The organism is Arthrobacter sp. Dra40, from assembly GCF_059091905.1.
In genome coordinates this window covers 1-5,089 of record NZ_JBNHHB010000300.1, presented here as the reverse complement: position 1 = coordinate 5,089, position 5,089 = coordinate 1, and the positions used below count along the sequence as shown (strand labels likewise).

The window sequence follows — 5,089 nt, the reverse complement described above, 5'->3', positions numbered from 1 at the left end:
ACAAGACACCCGGGCTTTCGATTGTGGTTGACCCAGCCGGCCCGGAGGCTCTGCTCCGGGCCTCGGACTTCTGACGTGGCTGCCCAGCTGGGGCAGTTGGACGAGGGACTGCTGGCAACCGCCGCAGGGTGGTTCGGCGGCACCGCCTCCGTCGAGGACGGCGTCTGGACGGTGCGGAACGAACACGGTGTCCGGATGTCTGTCGCAGTTGAGGCCGACGGGTTCGTCTTCCGGGACGTCATCGCGCGGTACTGGCCGGCGCGGTGGGAGTACGTCCGCACCACGGACCCGGAGGTGCTGCTGCGCTGCCTGCTGTACCGCGCGGCGTTCTGGCACCGCAAGCGCCACGGCCTGCGCTTCTTGGCCTTGTCCGACCAGGGGACGGATGACTCCAGCGGCTGGGAGGTGGCGACCAAGCCCCGTCAGTCGCCTGCGGTTCTCGAAAAAGCGGCGATGGGCGGCATTATCACGGCGCGTTTTCCAGTTGCACGGGACGCGCGGATCTTCAGCCGGTACGGCGCCCTTCCGCTGCAGTCGCTCCTCACCTCGCTCGTCGCTCCTGACGGCGCGCCGCTGTTCGGGCCTGGCCGGCCCGGGCACCCGCTCACCGAACTGCCGGGCCAACTGGCCGGGCTGCCGCCTGAACGGATGGACAAAGCCATTGCGTACGCGGCCGTGGCCGAACCCCTGGTCCGGGACGATCACTGGGCTTTCATGAACGCGGCCGGAGAGCGCACCACTGTCAGTGCGACGACTGATGGGTATCTCCTGGACTTCGAGATGCCGCACGACAACGCGGACCGGAAGAGGTCCTACGTTCGCACCGCCGACTCTGACATCCTGACCCGCTGCCTGCTGTTCCTCTGCGGCCGCGCCAACCGGTTCCTGGAAGCGGCAGACTCCGGCGGCGGATTCCTCCCTTACTCGGACCGATACGGCTGCACGGTCGAGGACCCTGACCAGCCCTGCCCGGTCACGATCACCGGCCCCAGTGAAATCGGGGAGTTTCGCGCTTTCTTCCCGACCGGCACGGGAGCCCGCCATCTGACGTATTACTCGGGGGCGCCCCTTGACGAGCTGCTGGCGTCCATCGAGTCGGACGACGGTTCACCCCTGTTCGGCCCGGATCGCCTGGCAGCTGCCGGCTAGAGCCGGTGACGCAAGGCCCTGGCGAACCCAGCGGTCCCTGACCCCGATCGGCCGGACGGGCCGTTGAGATACAGGGCACACTGTTAGGACGGAAACGGGCGGGCATTTAGAATAGGAAACTGTGCGCTTATTGCGCAGGAGGATTCCACGAAGAAGAAGGACTGCCCGTGTCTAACTCTGCCGAGGCCACTACCCAGCGTCCCCTGAGGGTGGCTATCATCGGCGCCGGACCAGCCGGCGTTTACGCAGCTGACATCCTCACCAAGGCCGAACGGGACTTCGAGGTCAGCATCGACCTCTTCGACCGCTACCCGGCACCGTATGGCCTGATCCGCTACGGGGTTGCCCCCGACCATCCTCGGATCAAGGGCATCGTCAATGCCCTGCACAAGGTGCTGGACCGCGGCGACATCCGCTTCCTGGGCAACGTCGACTATGGCCGCGACCTGACCTTGAGCGATTTCCGGCACTTCTACGACGCCGTAATCTTTGCCACCGGCGCCATCAAGGATGCGTCACTGGACATCCCCGGCGTTGAGCTCGAAGGATCCTACGGCGCTGCTGACTTTGTGTCCTGGTACGACGGCCACCCGGACGTGCCCCGGGAATGGCCGCTGGACGCCAAGGAGATTGCCGTGATCGGCAACGGCAACGTGGCGCTGGACGTGGCCCGCATGCTGTCGAAGCACGCCGACGACCTGCTCAGCACCGAGATCCCGGACAACGTGTACCGCGGCCTGAAGGGCTCGCCGGTCACCGACGTGCATATCTTCGGTCGTCGGGGCCCGGCCCAGGTCAAATTCACGCCCCTGGAGCTGCGCGAGCTGTCGCATTCGCGCGACGTGGACATCGTGCTCTACCCGGAGGACTTCGACTTCGACGAGGGCTCGGACGAAGCAATCCGCACCAACAACCAGACCAAGACCATGGTCAATACGCTCACCAACTGGCTGGTGGAAGAGCAGGACACCGGCGCTTCCCGCCGGCTGCACCTGCACTTCCTGCACACGCCGCTGGAGATCGTGGAAGGCACCGGCGACGGCGCCGGCCACGTGGCGGCGATCAGGTTCGAACGCAACGAGCTGGACGGCACCGGCAACGTCCGCGGCACCGGCGAAATCGTGGAGTACCCGGTCCAGGCGGTCTACCGGGCCATTGGCTATTTCGGTTCCGAACTGCCCGAAGTCGGCTACGATGCCCGCCGCGGCGTGATCCCCAACGAGGGCGGCCGCGTGGTGGACGCGGACGGCAACCCGGTACCCGGCATCTACGCCACCGGCTGGATCAAGCGCGGACCGGTGGGCCTGATCGGCCACACCAAGGGCGATGCGCTGGAGACCATCGGCTTCCTGCTGGAGGACAGGCTGGACCTGCCGGCCGCCGACGAGCCCGGCGAGGAGGCCATCATCAAGTTGCTGGAGGAGCGCGGCGTCGCCTACACCACGTGGGAAGGCTGGTTGAAGCTGGACGCCCACGAGCGCGAGCTCGGAGCTTCTTTTGTCCCTGAGAACAACGACGGCGGTGCTTCCGCCGTCGAGCGCGAACGGGTCAAGGTGGTTCCGCGCGAAGAGATGGTGAAGATTTCGCACCACTGATGCAGCGGCCCCGGGTGGCGGCTAGCGCTTGACGTAGAAGCGCAGAATGTCGCCGCCCGGCAGCTCCACGTGTACTTTGTCGTCGCCTGGTGTGCTGAGGCGGGCTTCAGGGTAGGCCAAACGCAGGCTGCGGAGCAGCGTGAGATACGGATCCGGCGGCAAAGCATCCGCTCCGGGTTGCATAGCGGGAGCCGGACGGTGGAGCCACGCCCGGAGGCGCCCTCCGAACCGCTGCAGCAGAGACTGTACTGGAGCCACCATCGTCATCCTTGCTCGCTATGCTGCCGGCCGCCGGCATAGTGTCCGGTACCCCCGTTGCGGCCCTTCCACTCAGTATGGGAGCCGCCGGCCATAAGTGTGCGAGGTGTTCCGGCAAGTCGCAGAAGAACCTTTCAATCCGTCCTCCCATCACAGCGACTATGCTGAAGCCGGGCCGGATAACCACAGCGACCGCAGGCGCCCGGATGGGCTTCAGGCCGGTCCCTGGTTCCCCGCCGGTTCTACGTCCGAGCAAAAGGAGGCAGGGGCACCCCTATGGCCAGGCCGCAGAATCCGCAGCGCAAGCCGCAACTGCTCGAAGACATTCTGGACTACCTGCAGGACAAGAACCTGGCCGACCTGTCGTTTCGCCCGTTGGCCGAGGCCCTGGGCATCAGCAGCTACATGCTGGTCTATCATTTCGGGCACCGCGAACAGCTGCTCGAAGAGATCGTGCACCGGGTGCAAACCGATCTCTCCGCGCCGACGCCGGAGCAACTCGCGGGCCTGGACGGACCGCAACTGCGGCGGCTGCTGCGTCAGGTCTGGGAGCGGTCGCAGACTCCGCACAGCCGCGCCCTGCAGCGTTTGGGTTTCGAAGCAGCCATCCAGCAGGCAGCCACCCAGGCACACCGCACCGGCCCACCCCTGCGCCCGCCGGGGTTCGTCCTGTGGCGCGATGCGGCAACCGGGTGGCTCCGGTCCCGCGGGGCAGGGGAGCAGAGGGCAGCGGCGGAAGGAACGCTGTTCGCCGCCGGTTTGTGCGGCCTGTGGTTCGGGCAGGTGGTCACGGACCAGTCGGGGGAGCCGGCGGCAGCCTTTGACCTGCTGCTGGAACGCTTGCTGGCGGCTGCTGGGTAACAGGATGCTCCCGCCCACGCAGCGGCTTGCCTTGGGTCGCTGAATAAAAGTCCGAACGGGCCCGTTGCTCAGGGGTCTGCACCCACCGGTTCCGTCGCCTGGCGGCGGGCGCCCCTCCGGCGCCGGTTGGCAAGCGCCCTCCGTCGCCCGACGGCAAGCGCACTCCGCCCCCTCCCCGCGCCCGGCGCCCCGCCGTCGTGATTCGGTGCGGGCTCGCATAGGCTGGGGGAGTGACGAACGAAATGCCGCTCGATGAAGAACAGACCCAACGGGTTGTCAGCCTGGCAATGGACCTGGCCCGCGAGGGCAGGACGGGCGAACTGGTGGAGTTCCTCGACCACGGGTTCCCCGTTGATGCGCTGGACCCGGACCGCAACACCCTGCTGATGCTGGCTGCCTACCACGGGCAGGAAGAGACCGTGGGCATGCTGCTGGAGCGCGGGGCCAACCCGGATATCCGCAACATCCGGGACCAGTCTCCGATTGCCGGTGCCCTGTTCAAGGGCGAGGACGCAGTCGTGGCCAAGCTGCTGGCAGCCGGAGCGGACGTGGATGCCGGCACCCCGACCGCCCGCGATGCCGCCAAAATGTTCGGCCGCGAGCACCTGCTGGAGAAGTAAGGTTCTGCAACAAAAAACTGCCCGGGACCGGCCGCAATGGCTGGTCCCGGGCAGTTTCATGCCGTCACGGGCTTAGGCGTTAGGCCGAGTCCGTGTTCACGTCGACCGGGGAAATCTTGCCGGCCTGCAGGGCTTCGATGGCCTTGCGCACGCCTTCGCCGTAGGCCGGGTCGGCCTTGGTGCAGTTGGCGATGTGGCGTTCGATGGTCGCCTGGGAAGCGCCGTCGATGGCACGGGCGGTGTTCTCGAAGAGTACCTGCCGCTGCTCGGCGGTCATCTTCTCACGGAAGAGGATGCCGGGCTGCTCGTAGTAATTGTCGTCATCCTCGCGGAAGTTGAACCGGTCGGCCACAGCTCCCACGGCCTGGGCCGGGTCGCGGTAGGCCGGCTGTTCCTGCCAGCGGCCGTAGCCGTTCGGATTGATGCCCGGGGTCGCGCCCTGGTTGCCGTCAACGCGCATGGCGCCGTCACGGTGGAAGGAGTTGACCAGGCCGGCGCCGCGCGGGTAGAAGTCATGCTGCATCTGGGCAAGGTCGAACAAGGCAAGCGGTTGTTTGAGCGGATGGACCGGGCGGACAAATACTGGAAGTACGATCCGGGTGATGT

Annotated in this window: 6 protein-coding genes; 4 read left to right on the top strand and 2 right to left on the bottom strand. The window is 66.7% G+C overall.

Annotated features, from left to right (window positions below):
• Positions 1-75 precede the first annotated feature (75 nt).
• Complete coding sequence (locus AC5RWT_RS34365; protein ID WP_494084131.1) at positions 76-1,149, top strand: Imm61 family immunity protein; 1,074 nt, start codon at positions 76-78, stop codon at positions 1,147-1,149.
• 167 nt (positions 1,150-1,316) lie between these two features.
• The gene (locus AC5RWT_RS34360) at positions 1,317-2,744 is read left to right on the top strand and encodes an FAD-dependent oxidoreductase (protein WP_494084130.1); all 1,428 of its coding nucleotides are present in this window, start codon (positions 1,317-1,319) and stop codon (positions 2,742-2,744) included.
• 21 nt (positions 2,745-2,765) lie between these two features.
• Here the strand turns inward: AC5RWT_RS34360 and AC5RWT_RS34355 are convergent, their stop codons facing one another.
• Entirely contained in the window at positions 2,766-3,005 is a 240-nt protein-coding gene (locus AC5RWT_RS34355; RefSeq protein ID WP_494084129.1) for a hypothetical protein, read from the bottom strand.
• 273 nt (positions 3,006-3,278) lie between these two features.
• Between AC5RWT_RS34355 and AC5RWT_RS34350 the strand changes: the two genes are divergently transcribed.
• Both AC5RWT_RS34350 and AC5RWT_RS34345 read left to right on the top strand, forming a co-directional pair.
• On the top strand, positions 3,279-3,863 hold the full coding sequence (locus AC5RWT_RS34350; RefSeq protein ID WP_494084128.1) for a TetR/AcrR family transcriptional regulator: 585 nt from the start codon (positions 3,279-3,281) through the stop codon (positions 3,861-3,863).
• Positions 3,864-4,105: 242 nt separating this feature from the next.
• Positions 4,106-4,483: an ankyrin repeat domain-containing protein gene (locus AC5RWT_RS34345; protein WP_494084132.1), complete on the top strand. Its 378-nt coding sequence runs from the start codon at positions 4,106-4,108 to the stop codon at positions 4,481-4,483.
• 79 nt (positions 4,484-4,562) lie between these two features.
• Here the strand turns inward: AC5RWT_RS34345 and AC5RWT_RS34340 are convergent.
• Positions 4,563-5,089, bottom strand: a 527-nt coding sequence (locus AC5RWT_RS34340; protein ID WP_494084127.1) for a catalase-related domain-containing protein, incomplete at its 5' end; no start/stop codon positions are given.